This window comes from Bradyrhizobium sp. NBAIM18, assembly GCF_020193825.1.
GTDB lineage: Bacteria > Pseudomonadota > Alphaproteobacteria > Rhizobiales > Xanthobacteraceae > Bradyrhizobium > Bradyrhizobium yuanmingense.
The window spans coordinates 272,803-292,797 of record NZ_JADYVO010000002.1; the positions used below are offsets into that span (position 1 = coordinate 272,803).

Sequence of the window (19,995 nt, forward strand, 5' to 3'; positions counted from 1 at the left end):
CCGCGCCTTGCGGTGACAAGGCCGCATGCTCGCCATCACCGACCTCTCCATCCGCCTCGCCGGACGCCTTTTGATCGACCAGAGTTCCGTGCAGATCACGCCCGGATCGCGCGTCGGCCTGGTCGGACGCAACGGCACTGGCAAGTCGACGCTGTTCAAGGTGATCCGCGGCGAGCTTGCGGCCGAGCACGGCTCGGTGACCCTGCCGCCGCGCTGGCGCATCGGCAGCCTGGCGCAGGAAGCGCCGAACGGTCCCGAAAGCCTGATCTCGGTCGTGCTCAAGGCCGACCTCGAACGCGACGCGCTGCTGACCGAGGCCGAGCACGCGACCGATCCGCACCGCATCGCCGAGATCCAGACCCGGCTCGTCGACATCGACGCGCACTCGGCGCCGAGCCGCGCGGCCGCGATCCTCTCCGGCCTCGGCTTCTCCGCCGCCGATCAGCTCCGCCCCTGCGCCGAGTTCTCCGGCGGCTGGCGCATGCGCGTCGCGCTCGCCGCAACGCTGTTCGCGGCGCCCGACCTTCTGCTACTCGACGAGCCCACCAATTATCTCGACCTCGAAGGCACACTGTGGCTGGAGGATCACCTTGCGCATTATCCGCGCACGGTGATCGTGATCAGCCACGACCGCGACCTCCTGGAAAGCTCGGTCGACCAGATCCTGCACCTGGAGCGCGGCAAGCTCACGCTCTACAAGGGCAGCTACTCCTCGTTCGAGGAGCAGCGCGCCGCGCGCGAGCTGCTCGACGCCAAGGCGGTCAAGCGCCAGGAGGCCGAACGCGCCCGCCTGCAGTCCTTCGTCGATCGCTTCAAGGCCAAGGCATCGAAAGCCCGGCAGGCACAGTCGCGCGTCAAGATGCTGGAGCGGCTGAAGCCGATCACGGCGCTGGTCACCGAGGACGTGCGCGAGATCAGCTTCCCGGCACCGGAGAAGATCTTGTCGCCACCGATCATCGCCGTCGACAACGCCTCGGTCGGCTACGACCCGGCGAGCCCGGTGCTGGGCCGCGTCACCTTGCGCATCGACAACGACGACCGCATCGCGCTGCTGGGCGCCAACGGCAACGGCAAGTCGACGCTTGTAAAACTGCTCGCCGGACGGCTCGCGCCGTTCTCGGGCAAGGTGACGCGCGCGGACAAGCTGTCGATCGCCTATTTCGCGCAGCACCAGCTCGACGAGCTCAACGAGGACGCCTCCGCCTACGACCACGTCCGCAAGCTGATGGGCGATGCGCCCGAAGCCAAGGTGCGCGCCCGCGCCGGCGCGATCGGCTTCTCCGGCAAGGCGGCCGATACCAAGGCCGGCAAATTGTCAGGCGGCGAGAAGGCGCGCCTTCTCCTGGGCCTTGCGACCTTCTTCGGCCCCAACATGATCATCCTGGACGAGCCGACCAACCATCTCGACATCGACAGCCGCGGCGCGCTTGCGGAGGCGATCAATGAGTTTCCCGGCGCGGTGATCATGGTCTCGCACGACCGCTACCTCATCGAGGCCTGCGCTGATCGGCTCTGGATCGTCGCCGACCGCACCGTCACCAATTACGACGGCGACCTCGACGAATATCGCCGCCTGGTGCTGTCCACGCGCAACGCCGAGGCCCCGCGCGAGCGCAGTGCGCTGCCTGAGAAGCCGCAGCGCCCGAGAGCGGACAATCGCGGAGGCTTGAAGAAGCGCATTGCCGAAGCCGAGGCCGAGATCGCCCGCGTCAGCGAGATCATCGCCAAGATCGACACGGCGCTCGCCTTGCCCGACATTTTCACGCGCGATCCCAAGCAGGCGGCGCAGCTGTCGAAGGCGCGCGCCAATGCCGCCGACGCGCTGGCGCGCGCCGAGGAGCAATGGCTCGAGGCGAGCGCGCAGTTCGACGAGGCGGCGGGCTAACGTCTCCACCGCACTCCAACCAAACGTGCAAAACAACCCCATGCACAGTACCGGCATGATGGCACCGGCGAACTAGCCTTTGAAGCAGTTGCTTTTTGCCCGCTCGGCCGGCAAGCCCAGCGGGACGCCCCAGCTCAATCCGCGTATTGCCCGGCCGCCTTGATGATCGGCGCCCAGCGGTCGATCTCGCTCGTCAGCGTCGCGCCTAACGCCTCCGGCGTCGCCTTGTCCTGCGGGACCGGCTCGGTGTTGATGTCGTTGAATCGGGCGATCAGCGCGGGATCTTTGAGCGCGGTCTGCAGCGCCGCGGTCAGCTTCTGAACGACCGCCGGCGGCGTGCCCTTGGGGGCATAGATGCCGTGCCAGACACCGAGCTCGAAGCCCTTGAGGCCAGCCTCGTCGGCGGTCGGCAGATCGGGCAGGCTCTTCAGCCGCTCCCTGGTGGTGATCGCGTAGGCCTTGACCTGCTTGGCCGTGATCGGCCCGGTCGTGTTCGTCGCCTGGTCGCAGGTGAGGTCGATCTGCTTGCCGAGCAGGTCGTTCATGATCGGGCCGTTGCCCTTGTAGGGCACCGTGGTGAGCTGCTTCTGGATCGCCGTCATGAACAGCATGCCGCACAGATGCGAGGCCGCACCCAGGCCGGCGTTGGCGTAGGTCAGCTTGTCGCCCTGCTGCTGGGCGTAGGCGACGAGCTCCTTGAGCGTGTTGGCCGGGAAATCGGGCCGCGCAATGATGGTCATCGGCGCGTTGGTCACGAGCCCGATCGGCGCAAAGGCCGTCTTGGTGTCGTAGCTGAGGTTGCGGTAGAGCGTCGCCGCTGTGGAGATGCCGACGTGATGGATCAGCAGCGTGTAGCCGTCCGGTTGGGCGCGCGCAGCGCGGGTCGTGCCGATGGTGCCGCCGGCACCGGTCGCGTTCTCGACGATGACCTGCTGTCCCAGGGATTTGGCCATGCCGGCCGCGGTCAGGCGCGCGATGGTGTCGGTCGGCCCGCCCGCGGCGAATGGAACCAGCATGGTGATGGGCCGGGTCGGATAGTCCTGGGCGAACGCCGCGCCAGACGACACGAGCAGAGCCGATACGAGGGCTATGAACCGCATTAGTTTCCTCCGGATTGTTTGTTTGCGCCATCAAAGCGCATTCCGGGGCGCGCGGCCATCACGAAAGCAACGTCGTCAGGAACATTGCAGCGGCCGAAGGTGCACCGATGCCGACCACACTGCATCCGGTGTGCCCGCGCGACCTTGCCGTTCGCCCAAGGGCTACGTCTGCTGCTCGGCATCGCTCTCGAGCTTGTTACGGAGTGCCGCGACGATGCGATGAACCGTTTGCAGATCCTTGACCGCAAGCCCTTCGGAAAGGCTGTTGACCCACGGCATCTGCAAAGCCATGGCGGCGTCGAAAGCGCGCCGCCCCTTGTCGGTGAGGACGACGAGCTGTGCGCGGCGGTGATGCGGATTGGCCTCGAAGGCAACGAGGCCTTCCGCATGGAGGTCGTTGACGATCCGCTGCACGTTCTGGCGATTGCCGCCGAGATCGCGGGCGAGCCAGGCTACCGGCTGCGGTCGCTCGGCCTGCACGATGGCGCCGAGAATCTGCCAGCGGGCGCTGGTGAGCCCGAGCGGGGCCACCAAACGGTCCCCTGCGGTCAGGAGCAGGCTGTTCAGCCGGAACAAGTCAAGCATGAGGTTCGTCAGGGCATCGCCGGCCGGCGTCCGTTGGGATTTCCGCATCCGTCACCATAGACAGTTATTGACATCATGATGTCAAATTACTAGATTGCGTATATTACCATATTGACATCATAAAACCATCTCGACGGAGTTCGTCATGGCACACTTGCGCCCACTGGACCCTGACTTTCCCATCGAGCGTCAGCTCGGCATCGACACCGGCCCTTTGGTGCTGGTGAATCTGTTCACGCTCGACAAGGCCGACGAACAAAGCTTTCTCCAGGTCTGGCAGGACGATGCCGCCTTCATGAAGCGGCAGCCCGGCTTCATCTCCACCCAACTTCATCGGGCGATCGGCGAAAGCCCCACGTATCTGAACTACGCGGTTTGGCAGACGAATGCCGACTTCCGGGCTGCGTTCACGCACCCCGAGTTCAGGTCGAAGATCTCGGCTTACCCTGCATCCGCGGTCGCCTCCCCGCACCTGTTCCAGAAAGTCGCGGTGCCCGGCATCTGCGTCGCGTAGCTCGCTTCGAAAACGGCAGACCATGACCAAGATCATCCACCCAGTCGCGGGAGCGGTCGCACTGATCACCATTGCGACTTTCTGGCTTTCCACGGCTCTCACCGAGCTGTTTGCGTCACACGAGACCATAGCCATGGTGAAGACCGCCATACCGTGGGGCTTCCTGCTGCTCATTCCGATGCTTGCGGCGACGGGAGGCTCGGGATTCGTCCTGGCAAAGCAGCGGCGCGCCGGCCTGATCGGTGCGAAGATCAGACGCATGCCGTTCATTGCCGGCAACGGCATCCTGATTCTGATTCCCGCCGCGTTGTTTCTTGCCTTCAAGGCGAAGGCCGCGGAGTTCGACACCGCGTTCTACGCCGTGCAGGCTCTCGAACTGGCCGCCGGAGCAACGAACATCGTTCTGCTCGGTCTCAATATGCGTGACGGCTTCAAGATGAAGGCTGTTCCGTTTCACCAAGGCGCAGGCGATCCGCCTACGCCTGCTTCTTCTTTGGCTTGGCCGCCCTCGGCACCGGCTGCGGGTCCGGGTTACCTTCGATCGAGGACAGACGTCCAGCCGTGAACGTGTAGATGCCGGCGCGCGGGCCGGTGGTCCAGGTGACGACGGCGACGCGGCGGCCGATGGCATCGTTGGAGAGGTTGACGCTCGAGGGTGCCCCGATGCCGCGCACCACGTCGCATTCGGTGTGGCCGAGCGCGACCGTGCCGCCGATCGGCGCGGGCGTCGTCGAGGCATTGGCATCGGCCGGTCCGGGCGGCGGCGCCATGCCGGGACAGGCGCCGTCGGCGCTGACGAGATCCTCAGCCCGCACCGGCTTGTCGGGGGTCAGCGGTGGCGATTCGATCGAGATGTTCTTGATGAAGAGACGGCCGGGCTTCTGGAACCATTCGGCATCCTTCGACAGCAAATCGGCCCCGCCCGCGCAGCCCGCGACCAGCGGTGCTACGGCAGCCAACGCAATCAAGAGCGAGCTGGGAAGCTTTTGATGTCGCACGATAAACGAATTCCCCACGTGAAGGACCAGCCCTAAGCGATTGTCCCAACATCCCTTTGCGGCATGAAGGTGGCCGAAGCCAGCATCGCCCGAAAACTGCAAATTATCATTAATTGCGGCTAATTGCGCTTCTGCCACCGGCCGCGGTCGTCGGCCTGCCAATAGGTGACATCAAATCCCCGCGCCTTGCAATCCGTCCAGGCCGTGCGGGCGAGCGCAAGCGCGTCGGGATCGTCGCCATTGAACAGCAGCACCATGCGCTCATAGCCCTGCGCGTCCTCGGGCAGCGCGGCGTTGTCGACCAGGAAGCGGACATTGGCCCCATTCGGGTTGCCGCCCTCGATCGCCAGCACGATCGGCTGGTCGGCAACATCGTTCACCCGCCATGTCGCGTGCGGCAGGAATGAATCGTCGCGATAGGTCCACAAATGCGAGTCGAGCGCATCGGCGCGCTCCTCCGAGGTCGACTGCACCACGACGCGCCAGCCGCGCTCGAGCGATTTCTCGAGAAGCGGCGGCAACACATTCTCCACCGTCATGTTTTGCAGATGGTAAAACAGCACTTCAGTCATGTCGGGTCATTTGCGCTCGTAATGGTCGGCGACCAGACGGTCCAGCAGGCGGACGCCGTAGCCGCTGCCCCAGCTCTGGTTGATGTCGGTCTTCGGCGCGCCCATGGCGGTGCCGGCGATGTCGAGATGGGCCCAGGGCACGCCGTCGACGAAGCGCTGCAAGAACTGCGCGGCGGTGATCGAGCCGCCATGGCGGCCGCCGGTGTTCTTCATGTCGGCGAACTGGGAATCGATCAGCTTGTCGTATTCCGGGCCGAGCGGCATGCGCCAGACCTTCTCCCCGCTCTCGATGCCGGCCGTGAGCAGCCGGTCGGCCAGTTCGTCGTTGTTGGAGAACATGCCGGCATGCTCGGTGCCGAGCGCCACCATGATGGCGCCGGTCAGCGTCGCAAGGTCCACCATGAATTTCGGCTTCACCTTCTTGGCGACGTACCAAAGCACGTCGGCGAGCACGAGGCGGCCCTCGGCGTCGGTGTTGATGATCTCGATGGTCTGGCCGGACATCGAGGTGACGATGTCGCCCGGCCGCTGCGCGTTGCCGTCGGGCATGTTCTCGACGAGGCCGATGGCGCCGACCGCGTTGACCTTCGCCTTGCGCGCGGCGAGCGCATGCATCAGGCCGACGACGCAGGCAGCTCCCCCCATGTCGCCCTTCATGTCCTCCATGCTGCCGGCCGGCTTGATCGAGATGCCGCCGGTGTCGAAGCAGACGCCCTTGCCGACGAAGGCGACCGGGGCCTCGCCCTTCTTGGCCCCGTCCCAGCGCATGATCACGGTGCGGCTCGGCCGCGCCGAGCCCTGGCCGACGCCGAGCAGCGCGCCCATGCCGAGCTTCTGCATCGCCTTGACGTCGAGCACCTCGACCTTGACGCCAAGCTTGCGGAGCTGACCCGCTCTGCGGGCGAACTCCTCCGGGAAAAGCACGTTCGGCGGCTCGTTGACGAGGTCGCGTGCGATGATCACGCCGTCGACGACATGGCCGGCCGAGGCGAACGCTTTCTTCGCCGCACCGGCATCGCCGACCGCAAGCGAGACGTCGGCGCGCGCGCCGCCCTCCTCGCCGTCCTTCTTCTTGGTCTTGTAGCGATCGAACTTGTAAGCGCGTAAGCGCAGGCCCGAAGCGATCGCAACCGCCTGCTCGCTCGTCATCGCGCCACCCGGCAGCTCCGCCAGGATGGTCATGGCGCTGGTGCCGGCGGGCAGCTTGCTGGCCGCCACCCCGCCGAACTTGAGGAAATCGTTGGCCTTGAGGCCGGTCGCCTTGCCGGCGCCGATCACGATCAGCCGGGTCGCCTTCACCCCCTCCGGCGCCAGAATGTCCAGCGCAGCACCACTCTTGCCCTTGAAGGCGGCCGCAGCCGCCGCGCGCTTCACGATCTCGGCAGCGCCGCCGAGGGCCTTGGCCGTCGCCGGACCGAGCTTCAGGCCATCGTCGCAGAACACGACTAGGATGCCACGGGCGGCTGATGACAACGGGACGAAGCCGACCTTGATGGCATCGGACATGGATAACTCCTCCAAAACAGGGGCTTATCGCGATCAGGCAGGTCTCGGCCACGGGCCGGAGCTGAACGGCGATTCACTGGACTTTCGGCACTATGGGCCACCCGCCCGGCAGATGCCAAGCTCCGCCGTGGCCCCGACGCCACAACAGCGAAATATTAACCATATGATGAGGGTGCCACGGGGCAGCCATTTTGTTGACGGATCAAAGGGATGGTAGTGAGAGAATGAACTGGCGGAAGAGCTGTTGGCCGACCTTGGGGATCCCCTGATCGGGGATTGGTTGGGCAGCCGGAATTCCGATCGGAATTGGGGCTTGGTGGGAATTCGTGCGGTAGCGCATGGGGTCGATCGATAGGTATATCTTCCGCACGACGCTGGCGTCGTTTGCGCTGGTCCTGGTCAGCCTCACCGGCGTGATCTGGATTACGCAGGCGTTGCGCGGCATCGACCTGATGACGAGCCAGGGTCAGACCATCCTCACCTTCCTCGGCATCACCAGCCTCGTGATCCCGGCCCTGGTCCTGATCATCTCGCCGATCGCGCTGATGATCGCGATCTCGCACACACTGAACAAGCTCGCGACCGATTCCGAGATCATCGTGATGAATGCCGCCGGCTTCTCGCCGATCCGGCTGTTCGTTCCGTTCTTCTATGCCACCTGCGTGGTGGCGCTGCTGGTCGCCTTCGTCGCGGCCTATCTCGCCCCAGACGGGATGCGGCGCATCAAGCAGTGGGATGCCGAGATCACCGCGGACGTGCTCACCAACATCCTGCAGCCCGGCCGCTTCGCCCGGCTCGACGAGAACCTCACGATCCGGATTCGCGAACGCCAACCGGGCGGCATCCTCGCCGGCATCTTCATCGACGACCGCCGCGATCCGAACGAGCGCGTCTCGATCGTCGCCGAGCACGGCGAGGTCGTGAAGAACGAGACCGGCTCGTTCCTGGTGCTGGAAACCGGCAATCTCCAGCGCTTCGAGGCGGGCAAGCGCGATCCGGCCCTCGTGGCCTTCGGCCGCTACGGCTTCGACATGTCGAAATTCGCCAAGGGCCGCGACGTCACCCTCGGTATCCGCGAGCGCTATCTCTGGGAGCTGTTCTCGCCATCCGACAACGATCCCGTCTACAAGCAGATTCCAGGGCAGTTCCGCGCGGCCTTGCATGACAGCCTGCTTGCGCCGATCTATCCGTTTGCCTTTGCGGTGCTGACCTTTGCCTTCCTCGGAGCGCCGCGCACCACCCGCCAGAGCCGCAACTTCTCCATCGCCTCCTCGATCGTGGCGGTGTTCGGCCTGCGCATGGCCGGTTTCGCCTGCTCGGTGATGGCGGTGAAGTCGCCGGGCCCGGTGCTGGCGCAATATGCGATGGTTTTCGGCGCCATCGGCGCCGGGCTGTGGATGATCATCCGCGGTGTCGTGGTCGAGCCGCCACCCGGCCTGATGGAGGCCATCAACCGGTCGAACGCACGGATCGCGCGGCTGTTCGGACGTCCGGCCACTGCATGAGCATGCTCACCAACACACTCGGGCGCTATTTCGCCGGCCGCTTCGTGGTCGCGGCGCTCGGCGTCTTCGGCGGCATTTTCCTGCTGCTGGTGCTGGTCGACTACATCGAGATGGTGCGCAAGACCTCCGGGCTTGCATCGGCCTCCGCGATCATGGTCGCCGAGACCTCGCTGTTCCGGGTGCCGCAGCTCCTGGAGAAGCTGACGCCGTTCTGCATGCTGATCGGCGCGATGACCTGCTATCTCGCCCTCTCCCGCCGGCTCGAGCTCGTGGTGGCGCGCGCCGCGGGCATCTCCGCCTGGCAGTTCATCTCGCCCGCGCTCGGCAGCGCGCTTCTGATCGGGGTGATCGCCACCGTCGCCTACAATCCGATGTCGGCCAATTTGCGCGAGCTGTCCAAGCGCATGGAAGCCGAGCTGTTCGGCTCGGCACCCGGCGGCGGCATCCAGGACGCCTCGGGCTTCTGGCTCAACCAGATGACCAGCGACGGGCAAACCATCATCAATGCGGCGCGCAGCGAGCAGCAGGGCATCCGACTCACCGGGCTGACGCTGTTCCGGTTCGACCAGGACCTGCACTTCAAGGAGCGGGTCGAGGCACGCGAGGCGACGCTGGATGCCGGCCGCTGGCTGTTCAAGGGCGTCCGCCGCTTCTCGCTGGACGGGCCGCCGATCGACCAGGCCACCCTGGAGATTCCGACCACGCTGACCGAGGCGCAGGTCCGCAACAGCTTTTCCACCCCCGAGACTGTGTCCTTTTGGCAACTACCGAGCTACATCCGCTCCTCCGAAAGCTCGGGCTTCGCGACAGCGGGATACCGACTCCAGTATCAGAAGCTTCTGGCACAGCCGTTTTTGCTCGCAGCCATGGTGATGCTCGCGGCCTCCGTGTCGTTGCGCTTCTTCCGGATGGGCGGCGTGCAGAAGATGGTTTTGAGTGGCGTGGGCGCAGGCTTTCTGCTCTACGTTCTGTCGAAAGTAACTGAGGACTTGAGCAAGGCTGAGTTGATGCATCCGATCGCTGCGGCGTGGTTGCCCGTTGTGGTGGGCGGCCTCACCGGCTTTTTGGCCTTGCTCTATCAGGAGGACGGATAGTGACTGCCGTCCGCCGAGGGCTCGTGTCTCGTTTGACGCGGCGCACATGGGTGCACGCGAACGGGAACGGCTTGTCCGTCCGCAGGCTCCTGATTTCCGTCGTCGCGGCTGCCTCGCTCGGCGGCTTGATCGACGCTGCCGCCGTGGCGCCGGCGAAGGCCCAGAGCTTCACCTACAATCCGCTGCCGCCGCGTGCGAAGCCGCCAAAGGCCCCCAACGACAACCAGATGCTGGTTCAGGCCACCGAGGTGGACTACGACTACAACAACTCGCGCGTCTCCGCGGTCGGTAACGTGCAGCTGTTCTACAACGGCACCAGCGTCGAGGCCGACCGGGTCATCTACGACCAGAAGACCAAGCGGCTGCGTGCCGAGGGCAACATCCGCATGACGGATGCCGACGGCAAGATCACCTATGCCGAGATCCTGGATCTCTCCGACGATTACCGCGACGGTTTCGTCGATTCGCTGCGCGTGGACACGGCGGACCAGACGCGCATGGCCGCGAGCCGCGCCGACCGCTCCAGCGGCAATTACACGGTGTTCGAGAACGGCGTCTACACGGCCTGCGCGCCGTGTAAGGACGATCCGAAGAAGCCGCCGCTGTGGCAGGTCAAGGGTGCCCGCATCATCCACGACCAGCAGGAGAAGATGCTGTACTTCGAGACGGCACAGATCGAGTTCTTCGGCGTGCCGCTCGCCTACATGCCCTATTTCTCGACGCCCGACCCGACCGTGAAGCGTAAATCCGGCTTCCTGATGCCGGGCTATATTTCGGGCACGGACAGAACGGGCTATGGCGTCGAGGTTCCCTATTACTGGGCGATCGCGCCCGACATGGACGCAACCATCACCCCGCGCTTCTTGTCGCGGCAAGGCGCGCTGCTGCAGGGCGAATTCCGCCAGCGCCTGATCGACGGCGCCTACCAGATCCGCGCCTACGGCATCTACCAGCTCGACCCCGGAGCATTCGCCGGACTGCCCGGCGACCGCGAGTTCCGCGGCGCCATCGACACCAAGGGTCAGTTCGCCCTCAACGACAAATGGGTCTGGGGCTGGGACGGCGTGCTGATGTCCGACTACTATTTCTTTTCGGACTACCGGCTCTACCAGTACCGCGATCCGCTCGGCTCGTTCCTGTTGCTGCCGACGGAAGCGCTGTCGCAGCTCTATCTGACCGGCGTCGGCAACCGCAGCTTCTTCGATGCGCGCACGATGTACTGGCTGAGCTATTCGGGCAATCAGAGCCAGGTGCCGATCGTCTACCCGGTGATCGACTATTCCAACGTGCTCAACTATCCCGTCTTCGGCGGCGAGTTCAGCTACAAGACCAATTTCGTGAACCTGTCGCGCGACGAGGCGGTGTTCGACCCGATCACGACGCTCGCCAACACCAACAGCCTGTGCACCACGGCATCGGCCGATCCGCTGGCGCGGATGCCCTCGCAGTGCCTGCTGCGCGGCTTCCCCGGCACCTACACCCGCCTCACCGCGGAAGCGCAGTGGCGCAAGTCCTTCACCGACCCGTTCGGCCAGATCTGGACGCCGTTCGCGAGCCTGCGTGCCGACGCGATCAGGTCCTCGGTCTCCAACCAGCCCGGCGTGTCGAACTACCTGCCCGTCGGCGACACCGAGGCGTTCCGCCTGATGCCGACCGTGGGCCTGGAGTACCGCTATCCGTTCATCAACGTTCAGCCCTGGGGCTCGACCACCCTCGAGCCGATCGCGCAGATCATCATCCGGCCGAACGAGACCTATGCCGGCAGGCTGCCGAACGAGGACGCCCAGAGCCTGGTGTTCGACGCCTCGAACCTGTTCAGCGTCGACAAGTTCTCCGGCTACGACCGCGTCGAGGGCGGCGGCCGCGCCAATGTCGGCGTGCAGTCCACCACGCAGTTCGACAGGGGCGGCGCCGTCAAGGTGCTGTTCGGCCAGTCCTACCACCTGTTCGGCCTGAACTCCTTCACGGTGCAGGATGCCATCAATACCGGCCTCAACTCCGGCCTCGACAAGCCGCGGTCGGATTACGTTGCGAGCGCCAACTACTCGCCGAACAGCACCTACACGTTCAGCGTCCGCTCCCGCATGGACGAGCAGACCTGGAACGTGCAGCGCTTCGAGGCGGAAGGCCGCGCCAACTTCAATCGCTGGTCGGTCAGCGTGTTGTACGGCAATTACGCAGAGCAGCCGGAGCTGGGCTATCTGACCCGCCGCGAAGGCATCCTGACGACGGGCTCGCTGAAGGTCGCGACCAACTGGGTGGTGTCGGGCTCGGCGCGCTGGGACCTCGAGACCAACAAGATCAACCAATATGTGCTCGGTGCCGGCTATGTCGACGATTGCTTCGTGCTGGCGGCGAATTACGTAACTTCGTATAGCTATTCGGCGGGCACCGCACCGCCCACGCTGAGCCACGCGTTCATGTTCCAAATCGGCCTGCGCACGCTGGCGAACTCATCGACGACCAGCGGTTCCACCGGCCTCCAGTAAATAGTTTGAAGTGCCGGCCGCGTTTGCCCTATCTCAACGCGGCCGACATGCGAGCGACATCATGACGACGCCATTGCCTGTCTTCCGCCTCCTTCTCGCCATCGGTGCCGGGCTGATCTTGGCCGCCCTGCCCTCGCCGTCGCGCGCGCAGAACATCGCCGTGATGGTCAACGGCGATCCCATCACCGATTTCGACATCGAGCAGCGCATCAAGCTCGACCAGCTGTCGACACAGAAGACCCCCAGCCGGCAGGAGGTCATCAACGTGCTGATCGACGACAAGGTCAAGATTAAGGAAGGCAAGAAATACGGCGTCGATCCCAGCGTCTCCGACATCAACCAGTCCTATGACGGCATGGCGCAGCGCATGCGCATCACGCCGGATCAGCTCACCAAGTCGCTCGAATCCAAGGGAGTCCGCCCGGAGACGCTGAAGAGCCGCATGAGGGCCGAGATGGTCTGGGGCAGCCTCGTGCGCGGCCGCTTCAAGGAGAAGCTGCTGGTCGGCGAGCGCGACGTCGCGCAGGCCGTGCAGGCGCAGACCGGCGAAAAGCTCCAGGTCGAGGGCACCGAGTACAAGATGCAGCCGATCGTGCTGATCGTGCCGCGCGGCTCGTCGGCGGCGTTCCTGGAAACCCGGAAGAAAGAAGCGGAGTCCTATCGCGCCCGCGTCGGGAGCTGCGAGGAGGCCAATTCGCTGTTCCGCTCGACCCCGAACGCGACCATCCGCGACACCGTCACCAAGACCACCGCGGAGCTGCCGGAGCCGCTGCGCAAGGTGCTCGACGACACCCCGATCGGCCGCCTGACCGCGCCCGAGATGACCAAGAACGGCATCGAGATGGTGGTGCTGTGCTCGCGCAAGCCGACCATGATCGACACGCCGAAGAAGCGCGAGGTCCGCGAGAAGATGTATCAGGAGAAGTACGAGAAGACGCAGAAGGCCTATCTCGACGAGCTCCGCAAGGCGGCGATGATCGAATATCGCAACCGCTGATGGCCAAGCCCTTCTCAGAGCCCTCCACCGAGTCCGCAGCCAAGCCTCTTGCAACTAAGCCGCTTGCAGCCAAGCCCCTTGCCCTTACCCTGGGAGAGCCCGCCGGCATCGGCCCCGACATCACGATCGCGGCCTGGCTCAGGCGGGGCGAGCTGAACCTGCCCGCCTTCTATCTGCTCGGCGACGAGGCCCTGATCGCGCGCCGCGCCAAGGCGCTCGGCGCCGATATCAGGATCGCCGCGGTGAGCCCCAGTGAAGCGGGTTCCGCGTTCACGGATGCCCTGCCCGTGGTCGCGACCGGCGAGCGCGCCACCGCCGAGCCCGGCAAGCCCGATTCATCCAGCGCGCCGGCCGCGCTCGCCTCGATCCGGCAGGCGGTCCTCGACGTGCGCGCGGGCCGTGCCGGCGCCGTCGTCACCAACCCGATCGCCAAGAGCGTGCTCTACCGCGCCGGCTTCCGTCATCCCGGCCATACCGAATTCCTCGCCGAGCTCGCCGCGGAGAACGGCCGCGTGCCGCAGCCGGTGATGATGCTGTGGTCGCCCCAGCTCGCCGTCGTGCCCGTGACCATCCACGTCTCGCTGCGCGATGCGCTGGGCGAGCTCACCAGCGAGCTGATCGTCTCGACCGTCCGCATCGTCGCCACCGAGCTGAAGTCCCGCTTCGGCATCGCAAGGCCGCGCATCGCGGTCTCCGGTCTCAATCCCCATGCCGGCGAGGACGGCTCGCTCGGCCACGAGGAGCAGACCGTCATCGTCCCGGCGCTCAAAGCGCTGCGCAACGACGGCATCGAAGTCAGGGGGCCGTTGCCCGCCGACACCATGTTCCACGAGGCGGCCCGACGGACCTATGATTGCGCGGTCTGCATGTATCACGACCAGGCGCTGATCCCGATCAAGACCGTCGCCTTCGACGATGCCGTCAACGTCACGCTCGGACTACCCTTCATCCGCACCTCGCCCGATCACGGCACCGCCTTCGACATCGCCGGCACGGGCAAGGCCAATCCGGCGAGCCTGATCGCCGCGCTCAAGCTTGCGAGCCGCATGGCCGCCTCGCAAAGCTGATGAGCGCGATCGACGACCTCCCGCCGCTGCGTGAGGTCATTCGCCAGCACGCGCTGTCGGCGCGCAAATCGCTCGGCCAGAACTTCCTGCTGGACCTCAATCTCACCGCGCGCATCGCGCGTGCGGCGGCGCCGCTCGAGGATTCCACCATCGTCGAGATCGGCCCCGGCCCGGGCGGGTTGACGCGGGCGCTGCTCGCGCTCGGCGCCCGCCGCGTCATCGCCATCGAGCACGACGAGCGCGCGATCCCCGCCTTGCAGGATATTTCCGCGCGCTACCCGGGCAGACTCGAGATCGTGCATGGCGATGCCATGACCTTCGATCCACGCCCGCTGCTCTCGGGCGAACGCGCCAAGATCGTCGCCAACCTGCCCTACAACATCGCGACCCAGCTTCTCATCAACTGGCTCGTTACCGAGCCCTGGCCGCCCTGGTACGAGATGATGGTGCTGATGTTCCAGCGCGAAGTCGGCGAGCGCATCGTCGCGCGCGAGGACGAGGAGGCCTATGGCCGGCTCGGCGTGCTCGCCAATTGGCGCTGCGAGACCAAGATCCTGTTTGACATTGCGCCGTCCGCCTTCGTGCCGCCGCCGAAGGTGACCTCCTCCGTCGTGCGGCTCAAGCCGCGCGCAGAGCCGCTTGCCTGCGATCGCAGGCTGCTCGAGCAGGTCGCCGCCGCCGCGTTCGGCCAGCGCCGGAAAATGCTGCGGCAAAGCCTCAAATCGCTCGGTGTCGATCCGGCACGGCTTGCACGAGCCGCCGGCGTCGACGCGACGCGGCGCGCCGAGACCATTCCCATCTCCGGCTTTGTTGCCATGGCGCGTGAATTGGCGGATATACGCAGCGAAACCGAGTAACCAAGAATTCCGGAGGAAAGAAAATGGGGTTGATGCGTCGGCAGTCCCTGGTCAAGTTCGATGCGCCGCTGTGCGAGACCATCGTCGAGACGCCCAAGCCGCAAGGCCGTGAGGTCCTGGTCCGCATCGAGCGCTGCGGTCTCTGCCACTCCGATCTCCACATCCAGGACGGCTATGCCGATCTCGGCGGCGGCAAGAAGCTCGACACCACGCGCGGCATGACGCTGCCCTTCACGCTCGGCCACGAGATCGCGGGCGTCGTCGACGAGGTCGGCCCCGATGTTCCGGCCAGCCTCGTCGGCGCCAAGAAGGCGGTGTTTCCATGGATCGGCTGCGGCCAGTGCCGCGACTGCGCCAATGGCGACGAGAATCTCTGCGTCAAGCAGCGCTTCCTCGGCGTCTCCATCGACGGCGGCTTCGCCACCCACGTTCTGGTCCCCGACGCCAAATATCTGCTCGACTACGATCCCCTCCCCGTCAACCAGGCCGCGACCTTGATGTGCTCCGGCGTCACCGCCTATGGCGCGCTCAAGCGCCTGGCCGACCGTCCGCGCCAGCGCAATCTGCTGCTGATCGGCCTCGGCGGCGTCGGCATGATGGGCCTGTCGTTCGCGCAGGCGATGTTCAAGCAGCCAATCACGGTCGCCGACCTCTCGCCGGCCGCGCGCGAGACCGCACTCAAGAACGGCGCCGCCGTCGCCTACGATCCGGCCGAGCCCGACGTGATCAAGCGCATCCTGAAAGAGACCGAGGGCGGCTTCGACGAGATCGTCGATTTCGCCGGCAACGAGAAGTCGATGGCCTTTGCCGTCGCCGTTGCCGCGCGCGGCGGGAAGATCGTGGTCTCCGGCCTGATGGGCGGCCAGTTCACGCTGCCGATGGTGCAATGGGTCTACAAGCGCATGACCATCGAAGGTTTCATGGTCGGCACGCTCGCGGAGGCTCACGAGCTGATGGCGCTCGCCCGCGCCGGCAAGATCAAGCCGACGCCGATGCGCGAGGAGCCGATGGGCGACGTGCAGAAGTGGATCGACGAATTGCGTGCCGGCAAGGTCGTCGGCCGCATCGTCCTGAAGAACTGACCGCGGCGCGGCGGGTCCGATGCAAGTCTCGCCCGCCGCACGGAACGCCTGCGGCCGCGCCGCGTTGGCTGCGCATGTCGATCCGTTGCACCGTCGAAAGCGCATTCTTCATCGCCTGGAGCTGCCTGGAAAAGAGCGGCGAGCTCGGGCCGCCGGACGCGAGCGCGAACTTCCTGCTCGACGCCATCGAGGCCCAGCTTCGAACCGGTGAGCGTCGGCAATTGATGCTCGCCAACCGGGCGATCGATGCTTACCGTGCCGCTGCGTCACAGGGCCGACTGACGGGGGATCGCGAAGCCCGCTGCGGCTGACGATCCTCGCTGCTGTCCAGCCCGCTGAAGCCGCGACGCCGTGCTCTAGTTTTCAAACGTTCAAACGCCCGTTGTGTGCACTTTGGAACCGTCGGTTCCGCCGCGGAAACGTAGGTTTGCCGCTGGCGCCGATTCCCGGCCCGCCCAAGAGAACACAATGTGACCGGTCAGCCCCAGAACGATCTGCTCCGGCAGCTCAATCATCAGGATTTCGAACTGCTCGCGCCTCACCTCCAGCCGATCGAAGTCGAGGCGAGCCACGTCCTGCATCATGCCGGCGACGACGTCGCCGCGGTCCATTTTCCATGCGGTCCCGCGCTGGTGTCGTTCGCCGTGCCGGTCGAGGACGATCGCGAGGTCGAAAGCCTGCTGGTGGGGCGCGAGGGCGCGGTCGGCATCGCCGCCGGCCCCAGCCGTTCGCTCGCCTATTCGCGCATGGTCGTGAAGTTTGGCGGCACCCTGGTGCGGCTGCCGTTGCGCGCGCTCGAGCAGGCGCAGCAGAGATCGGCGACGCTCCAGGAGGCCTTCGCGCGCTATGCCGACTGCCAGTTCGCGCAGCTCTTGCAGACTGCGGCTTGCAACGCTGCGCATTCGATCGAGCAGCGGGCCGCCAAGTGGATCATGTCCGCGCAGGAACATATCGGCGGAGCCGAGATTCCTCTCACCCACGAGCAGCTCGCCGGCATGCTGGGCGTCTCCCGCAGCTATGCCAGCCGCGTCATCCAGATGTTCAAGGCGCGGCGCATCCTCGCGACCCGCCGCGGCGCCATCCTGATCCTCGACGCAGCAGCGCTCGAAGCGAGAGCCTGCTGCTGCAACGATTGGGTGAAGAAGCATTTCCACGAGGTGCGCGGTGGAGCGGCAACCGCGGAGGGTTGATGCCTCCGCCTCACGCATGCGGCGGCGACTGCCGCTTCAGATGCAGATAGGTCGGACTGAAATCGCCGAGCCGCTGCAGCTCGCGCCATTTCAGCACGACCAGCTCGCCATCACGAAGATCCATCGCGCCGCTGCGCCTGAGATCGGCGAGCGTCCTATTCACCGTCGCAATCGCCATGCCGAGCGTCTCGCCGAGTTGCGTGAGACTGATCGGCATGCGGCAACGATTGCCGCGCACCAGCTGCGCCGCGCGGGCGCGGTAGAACAGCTCGCAAAACAGGTGCGCCATGCGGGTCTGCATCGGCCGGGCACTGTTGTTGGTGATGGCCTCGCGAAAGATCGCGGCATCGCGCAGCGTCTCGCGCCAGACGGCGAGCCCGAAGGTCGGCCGCCGCCGGAACGCGATGAACAATTCGCGGTGCGGGATGAACGCAACCGACGCCGGCCCGAGCGCACTGAGCCCGTGATCCATCTGGTCGATGAACAGCCCCTGCGCGTCCGGAAGATCGCCGGTGAGATGGAACGCCAGATATTGCCGCCGCCCGCTGCCGAGCAGGTGATAGCGGGCAACCATGCCGGAGACGACCAAAGCGGAATGCTCGGGCTCGTCGCCTTGACGGATGAAATCCTCATTGGGTGCGAAATCGCGCAGCATGAAGGTCAACGCGCGAATCTCGCCCATATCCTCCTCTGCGAGCCCGGTGTGCTCGCCGAGGTTCCGTATCAGCACGTCGTGAGCTTTTTCCATGGAGCCGCCAAAAATCACGCCGGTTCTATCAAATGATACGTCCGGCTTGCGTTCAGCGGACTAGAACGCAGATCGGAAGCACAGGTTGCTAACCGGCTTGCGACGCATCGATCGCAGCCACCCCATCCCCCCATTCGGACCAGCCGGCCTTAGCATGAAAAGCACCACTCTCCTGGAGCGCATCCGGCGCCTGTTCGCATCCGATGCCGGCGAGCATCTGGACAGCATCAGCGACGCCTTGCTGAAGGGAACGCTGAGGGAGCCGGTCCGGCCGATGTCGGATCAGGAGCTCGCCCGCGCCATCCGCGAGTTCCGATCCGCACCAGTGTCCGACTGGACGCTTGCAAAGCTGTCGCGTCGCTTGGCCGAAGCGCCGGTGCCGCGGGACGGCTGAAGCGGCACGCGAGGCTCATGCCGCATTCGAAGTTCATCGCGCGTCTCCAAGCGATCGAAGGCCTGTCCGAGGACGAGCGCCGGCAGATCGCGGGCTTGCCGTCCACGCTGCGCCAGGTCGCCGATGGCGAGATCGTGCTGCGCCAGGGCGAGGCCGCGACCCGCTGCGTCTTCGTCGTCAGCGGCTTCCTCTACCAGTCGCGCATCGTCGGCGATCGCAGCCAGACCCTCGCCTTCCATGTTCCCGGCGACATGCCGTGCCTGCACACGCTGCTGCTCTCGCCAATGGACGCGGATCTCGTGGGGCTCGGCCCGACCATCGTCGGCACCGTCGCCCACAGCCAGCTCCGCCAACTGCTCGACAGCTCGATCCACCTGACCCGCGTCTTCTGGCGCGAGACGCTGATCGACGCGGCCATCTCGCGGCAATGGATCGCCCGCCTCGGTGCACAGACGGCGCTGCCCAAGGTCGCGCACCTCATCTGCGAGCTCGCGGCAAGGCTGGAGATCGTCGGCCTCGTCAAGCGCAACTGCTTCCAGATGCCGATGACGCAGCGTCACGTCGCGGACGCCTGCGGACTGTCGATCGTCCACGTCAACCGCACCATCCAGGAGCTGAGGCATCGCCGGTTGATCGCCTGGGACGGCAGCGAGATCGAACTGCTCCAGCCCGACGAGCTGCGCAGACTTGCGGATTTCCGGCCGGATTATCTGAGCTGAGCTGACCGCCACGCGGCGAGCAGCGGTCCGCCGCTCCCCAGCACGGGATCCATCTTCGGCTTGCGGACCTTGGCGATGCGCTTGACCGCGTCGGGACGCTGGCGCGTGTCGGTGCACTCGTCATAGGTGCCGTCCTGCGGGTAGGCGCCGACGACCATAAAGTCCCGGCTGGATTCGATCAGCCGGTGGCCGGTGCCCGCGGGCAGGACCAGCACGTCCCCGGCTTTCAGTTTCAGGATGCGGCCCTTGATCCCGCCGCACTCGATCCTCGCCGTGCCGCGCGCCACGCCCATCACTTCATGGATCTGCGAATGATAGTGGACGAAGTCGTACACGGTGTCGCGCCACGACCGGCCCCAGCCATTGGTGTCGAACAGCGTGTCGATGACGACCTCGGGCGGAAAGCGCCGACCGTTCAGCTTCACCGCGCCGCGATAGAGCAGCGCCGGGAAGCGCGGATGGTTCGGCACGATGCCGTCGTCGCGAAAGTGCATGGCCGTGGGCTTGCGGGCCCGTACCAGCCCCCGCAGCGTCGCTGCATCGGGCTGCTCCTCCACCAGCTTCTTGGCGAAGTTCTTGATCTGATCCTTGACCGGCATGACGTCTCCTCAGCCGCAAAACAACGGCTGCGGAGACGAGAAGTTTCGGGGCCCGATCGGAGCAAATCCCGACAGGGCCTCTCCTCATCATGAC

At 65.7% G+C, this 19,995-nt stretch carries 21 protein-coding genes; 14 read left to right on the plus strand and 7 right to left on the minus strand.

Translation table 11 applies throughout. The annotated features are described in order from the left end of the window. The first annotated feature begins 25 nt into the window (after window positions 1-25). On the plus strand, window positions 26-1,885 hold the full coding sequence (locus tag I6F17_RS05320; protein ID WP_225124161.1) for an ABC-F family ATP-binding cassette domain-containing protein: 1,860 nt from the start codon (window positions 26-28) through the stop codon (window positions 1,883-1,885). 134 nt (window positions 1,886-2,019) lie between these two features. On the opposite strand, the gene I6F17_RS05325 is transcribed toward I6F17_RS05320, so the two are convergent. Both I6F17_RS05325 and I6F17_RS05330 read right to left on the minus strand, forming a co-directional pair. Then, entirely contained in the window at window positions 2,020-2,985 is a 966-nt protein-coding gene (locus tag I6F17_RS05325) for a tripartite tricarboxylate transporter substrate-binding protein (protein WP_225124162.1), read from the minus strand. A gap of 162 nt (window positions 2,986-3,147) precedes the next feature. Next, window positions 3,148-3,618 carry a MarR family winged helix-turn-helix transcriptional regulator gene (locus I6F17_RS05330; protein ID WP_036000600.1) on the minus strand — a complete coding sequence of 157 codons (471 nt, stop codon included), beginning with the start codon at window positions 3,616-3,618 and terminating at the stop codon, window positions 3,148-3,150. A gap of 97 nt (window positions 3,619-3,715) precedes the next feature. On the opposite strand from I6F17_RS05330, the gene I6F17_RS05335 reads away from it, so the two are divergent. Together I6F17_RS05335 and I6F17_RS05340 are read left to right on the plus strand one after the other, a co-directional pair. Next, window positions 3,716-4,084, plus strand: coding sequence for an antibiotic biosynthesis monooxygenase family protein (locus tag I6F17_RS05335; protein ID WP_225124163.1), 369 nt, complete (start codon window positions 3,716-3,718; stop codon window positions 4,082-4,084). 22 nt (window positions 4,085-4,106) lie between these two features. Further along, a complete protein-coding gene (locus tag I6F17_RS05340) occupies window positions 4,107-4,649 on the plus strand; it encodes a hypothetical protein (RefSeq protein WP_225124164.1) in 543 nt (180 codons plus the stop codon). On the opposite strand, the gene I6F17_RS05345 is transcribed toward I6F17_RS05340, so the two are convergent. From I6F17_RS05345 to I6F17_RS05355, 3 genes are all read right to left on the minus strand, one after another. Beyond that, the gene (locus tag I6F17_RS05345) at window positions 4,561-5,043 is read right to left on the minus strand and encodes a hypothetical protein (RefSeq protein ID WP_081493642.1); all 483 of its coding nucleotides are present in this window, start codon (window positions 5,041-5,043) and stop codon (window positions 4,561-4,563) included. The two genes, I6F17_RS05340 and I6F17_RS05345, sit on opposite strands and share 89 nt — an antisense overlap. Before the next feature lie 158 nt (window positions 5,044-5,201). After that, window positions 5,202-5,654 (minus strand): DNA polymerase III subunit chi, encoded by a 453-nt coding sequence (locus I6F17_RS05350; protein WP_036000609.1) that lies wholly within the window; start codon window positions 5,652-5,654, stop codon window positions 5,202-5,204. Window positions 5,655-5,660: 6 nt separating this feature from the next. After that, window positions 5,661-7,160 (minus strand): leucyl aminopeptidase, encoded by a 1,500-nt coding sequence (locus tag I6F17_RS05355; RefSeq protein WP_225124165.1) that lies wholly within the window; start codon window positions 7,158-7,160, stop codon window positions 5,661-5,663. A 338-nt stretch (window positions 7,161-7,498) separates the two neighbouring features. On the opposite strand from I6F17_RS05355, the gene lptF reads away from it, so the two are divergent. From lptF to I6F17_RS05400, 9 genes are all read left to right on the plus strand, one after another. Next, complete coding sequence (gene lptF, locus I6F17_RS05360) at window positions 7,499-8,665, plus strand: LPS export ABC transporter permease LptF (protein WP_225124166.1); 1,167 nt, start codon at window positions 7,499-7,501, stop codon at window positions 8,663-8,665. Further along, window positions 8,662-9,759, plus strand: a complete 1,098-nt coding sequence (lptG, locus tag I6F17_RS05365) for an LPS export ABC transporter permease LptG (protein ID WP_036033998.1) — start codon at window positions 8,662-8,664, stop codon at window positions 9,757-9,759. The genes lptF and lptG overlap by 4 nt, the downstream gene beginning before the upstream one ends. Next, window positions 9,759-12,248, plus strand: a complete 2,490-nt coding sequence (locus I6F17_RS05370; RefSeq protein ID WP_225124167.1) for an LPS-assembly protein LptD — start codon at window positions 9,759-9,761, stop codon at window positions 12,246-12,248. Before lptG ends, I6F17_RS05370 begins: the two co-directional genes overlap by 1 nt. Window positions 12,249-12,309: 61 nt before the next feature. Next, window positions 12,310-13,245 carry a SurA N-terminal domain-containing protein gene (locus I6F17_RS05375; protein ID WP_128261985.1) on the plus strand — a complete coding sequence of 312 codons (936 nt, stop codon included), beginning with the start codon at window positions 12,310-12,312 and terminating at the stop codon, window positions 13,243-13,245. Beyond that, complete coding sequence (gene pdxA / locus I6F17_RS05380; protein ID WP_225124168.1) at window positions 13,245-14,312, plus strand: 4-hydroxythreonine-4-phosphate dehydrogenase PdxA; 1,068 nt, start codon at window positions 13,245-13,247, stop codon at window positions 14,310-14,312. The genes I6F17_RS05375 and pdxA overlap by 1 nt, the downstream gene beginning before the upstream one ends. Further along, window positions 14,312-15,169: a 16S rRNA (adenine(1518)-N(6)/adenine(1519)-N(6))-dimethyltransferase RsmA gene (gene rsmA / locus I6F17_RS05385; protein ID WP_225124169.1), complete on the plus strand. Its 858-nt coding sequence runs from the start codon at window positions 14,312-14,314 to the stop codon at window positions 15,167-15,169. The genes pdxA and rsmA overlap by 1 nt, the downstream gene beginning before the upstream one ends. A gap of 23 nt (window positions 15,170-15,192) precedes the next feature. Continuing rightward, window positions 15,193-16,251 (plus strand): alcohol dehydrogenase, encoded by a 1,059-nt coding sequence (locus I6F17_RS05390; protein WP_225124170.1) that lies wholly within the window; start codon window positions 15,193-15,195, stop codon window positions 16,249-16,251. 74 nt (window positions 16,252-16,325) lie between these two features. Beyond that, on the plus strand, window positions 16,326-16,562 hold the full coding sequence (locus I6F17_RS05395) for a hypothetical protein (protein WP_225124171.1): 237 nt from the start codon (window positions 16,326-16,328) through the stop codon (window positions 16,560-16,562). 159 nt (window positions 16,563-16,721) lie between these two features. Beyond that, the gene (locus I6F17_RS05400) at window positions 16,722-17,441 is read left to right on the plus strand and encodes a Crp/Fnr family transcriptional regulator (RefSeq protein WP_225124172.1); all 720 of its coding nucleotides are present in this window, start codon (window positions 16,722-16,724) and stop codon (window positions 17,439-17,441) included. Between the two features lie 10 nt (window positions 17,442-17,451). Here the strand turns inward: I6F17_RS05400 and I6F17_RS05405 are convergent, their stop codons facing one another. Then, window positions 17,452-18,189 (minus strand): Crp/Fnr family transcriptional regulator, encoded by a 738-nt coding sequence (locus tag I6F17_RS05405; protein ID WP_036034015.1) that lies wholly within the window; start codon window positions 18,187-18,189, stop codon window positions 17,452-17,454. Window positions 18,190-18,343: 154 nt separating this feature from the next. Here I6F17_RS05405 and I6F17_RS05410 point away from each other — a divergent pair, with 154 nt between their 5' ends. Beyond that, complete coding sequence (locus I6F17_RS05410; protein WP_036034017.1) at window positions 18,344-18,583, plus strand: hypothetical protein; 240 nt, start codon at window positions 18,344-18,346, stop codon at window positions 18,581-18,583. Window positions 18,584-18,600: 17 nt separating this feature from the next. Then, a complete protein-coding gene (locus tag I6F17_RS05415) occupies window positions 18,601-19,302 on the plus strand; it encodes a Crp/Fnr family transcriptional regulator (protein WP_225124173.1) in 702 nt (233 codons plus the stop codon). On the opposite strand, the gene I6F17_RS05420 is transcribed toward I6F17_RS05415, so the two are convergent. Continuing rightward, complete coding sequence (locus I6F17_RS05420; RefSeq protein WP_036034021.1) at window positions 19,290-19,901, minus strand: cupin; 612 nt, start codon at window positions 19,899-19,901, stop codon at window positions 19,290-19,292. The genes I6F17_RS05415 and I6F17_RS05420 overlap by 13 nt on opposite strands. Window positions 19,902-19,995 lie beyond the last annotated feature (94 nt).

Excerpts from the sequence above, each read along its gene's own strand:
- I6F17_RS05320 (WP_225124161.1), top strand. The coding sequence starts at position 26 with ATGCTCGCCATCACCGACCTCTCCATCCGCCTCGCCGGACGCCTTTTG.
- I6F17_RS05325 (WP_225124162.1), bottom strand. The coding sequence starts at position 2,985 with ATGCGGTTCATAGCCCTCGTATCGGCTCTGCTCGTGTCGTCTGGCGCG.
- I6F17_RS05330 (WP_036000600.1), bottom strand. The coding sequence starts at position 3,618 with ATGCGGAAATCCCAACGGACGCCGGCCGGCGATGCCCTGACGAACCTC.
- I6F17_RS05335 (WP_225124163.1), top strand. The coding sequence starts at position 3,716 with ATGGCACACTTGCGCCCACTGGACCCTGACTTTCCCATCGAGCGTCAG.
- I6F17_RS05340 (WP_225124164.1), top strand. The coding sequence starts at position 4,107 with ATGACCAAGATCATCCACCCAGTCGCGGGAGCGGTCGCACTGATCACC.
- I6F17_RS05350 (WP_036000609.1), bottom strand. The coding sequence starts at position 5,654 with ATGACTGAAGTGCTGTTTTACCATCTGCAAAACATGACGGTGGAGAAT.
- I6F17_RS05355 (WP_225124165.1), bottom strand. The coding sequence starts at position 7,160 with ATGTCCGATGCCATCAAGGTCGGCTTCGTCCCGTTGTCATCAGCCGCC.
- lptF (WP_225124166.1), top strand. The coding sequence starts at position 7,499 with ATGGGGTCGATCGATAGGTATATCTTCCGCACGACGCTGGCGTCGTTT.
- lptG (WP_036033998.1), top strand. The coding sequence starts at position 8,662 with ATGAGCATGCTCACCAACACACTCGGGCGCTATTTCGCCGGCCGCTTC.
- I6F17_RS05375 (WP_128261985.1), top strand. The coding sequence starts at position 12,310 with ATGACGACGCCATTGCCTGTCTTCCGCCTCCTTCTCGCCATCGGTGCC.
- pdxA (WP_225124168.1), top strand. The coding sequence starts at position 13,245 with ATGGCCAAGCCCTTCTCAGAGCCCTCCACCGAGTCCGCAGCCAAGCCT.
- rsmA (WP_225124169.1), top strand. The coding sequence starts at position 14,312 with ATGAGCGCGATCGACGACCTCCCGCCGCTGCGTGAGGTCATTCGCCAG.
- I6F17_RS05390 (WP_225124170.1), top strand. The coding sequence starts at position 15,193 with ATGGGGTTGATGCGTCGGCAGTCCCTGGTCAAGTTCGATGCGCCGCTG.
- I6F17_RS05395 (WP_225124171.1), top strand. The coding sequence starts at position 16,326 with ATGTCGATCCGTTGCACCGTCGAAAGCGCATTCTTCATCGCCTGGAGC.
- I6F17_RS05405 (WP_036034015.1), bottom strand. The coding sequence starts at position 18,189 with ATGGAAAAAGCTCACGACGTGCTGATACGGAACCTCGGCGAGCACACC.
- I6F17_RS05410 (WP_036034017.1), top strand. The coding sequence starts at position 18,344 with ATGAAAAGCACCACTCTCCTGGAGCGCATCCGGCGCCTGTTCGCATCC.
- I6F17_RS05415 (WP_225124173.1), top strand. The coding sequence starts at position 18,601 with ATGCCGCATTCGAAGTTCATCGCGCGTCTCCAAGCGATCGAAGGCCTG.
- I6F17_RS05420 (WP_036034021.1), bottom strand. The coding sequence starts at position 19,901 with ATGCCGGTCAAGGATCAGATCAAGAACTTCGCCAAGAAGCTGGTGGAG.